Origin of the sequence: Peribacillus alkalitolerans, assembly GCF_010882125.1 — a bacterium.
Classification (GTDB): Bacteria; Bacillota; Bacilli; order Bacillales; family DSM-1321; genus Bacillus_BN; species Bacillus_BN alkalitolerans.
Window position 1 is genome coordinate 1 of record NZ_JAAGVZ010000075.1, and the last position, 1,048, is coordinate 1,048.

Consider the following 1,048-nt stretch of genomic DNA (forward strand, 5'->3'; position numbering starts at 1 on the left):
CCTTAGGAACTGATTGTAAGCTTCTTTGTTTTGTTTTCCTAAGTATTCAAAATCTACCGAGATCCCTTCATATCCTTTTTGTTTCATGATACGTAAAGATTCGTTTATCACTTTATCTGTAATCTCTTTTTTCGTTAGGATCGCTGTCCCTACTTCTTCACTGAATTCACCGTCTTTAATGTTCGTGATGGCCATGATCGGGCGTACGTTTTTATTTTTTGCATCTTTTAAGAACTCAGAATCATTCAGTGGTTTGAATACACCTTTCTCGTTCACTTCATAGCTGAATAGCGTGATGTACGTGAGCGCTCTGGCAGCGGCATCAAAATTGGCTTGAGCCTTTGGATTAGGCTCGGCAAACGCGTTCGTTACGATTGTTTTCTTCGTACGCTGCGGTACGTTCAATTGCGTTCCGGGCCGGAGGTTGCTGTCCGTCACACCCGGATTTGCCTGCTGTAGCTGGGCGACAGTTACACCGATCCTCTTTCCGATCTCCTCTAATGAATCACCAGGCTGAACGGTATACGTAAAAGGTGTTGGAATGAAAAGTGTCTGTCCTACCGTTAACACGTCTTTTTCTGACAATCGATTAACCGTAGCGAGCTCCTGCCACGGCAATTTATAGTACTGCGAAAGTCTCCAAAGAGAATCGCCCCGTTTCACCACATGAATCTGCATGATACCCCTCCTAAAAAAACGTCTCATGTCATCATCATATGTCCAAGTGTCTTGTCCTTATGTACTGCGCTTTTTTAATATGACACTTTTCTTTTCCCATTCAGAAAATAACTCACTAAGCTGTATGTACGATTGATAGTGATCTGGCAGCTCTTCGATGAACGAAAGCCGCTCGATCGCGTTTACAGGTAGATGCTTGAATCCCTTTAGATCGTTTCTAAAATTCATCAGTTCATCAGGCTGCACTCCATTTCCGAGATAGATCGTTTTCAAAAGCTGTTGTAAGAAGAATTTCATTGGTTCTTTTGCTTTTTGTCTATTACGATTTTTAAAGTGTAACGCAATTTCCTTTGACTTCTCATTCCACTCT

At 42.0% G+C, this 1,048-nt stretch carries 2 protein-coding genes; both read right to left on the minus strand.

Annotated elements, in window-relative coordinates; genetic code table 11:
• Positions 1-678 (minus strand): LysM peptidoglycan-binding domain-containing protein (locus tag G3O09_RS22065; RefSeq protein WP_163103581.1); only part of this gene is annotated, 678 nt, incomplete at its 3' end.
• 57 nt (positions 679-735) lie between these two features.
• Positions 736-1,048 (minus strand): YpoC family protein (locus G3O09_RS22070; RefSeq protein ID WP_338048432.1); only part of this gene is annotated, 313 nt, incomplete at its 5' end.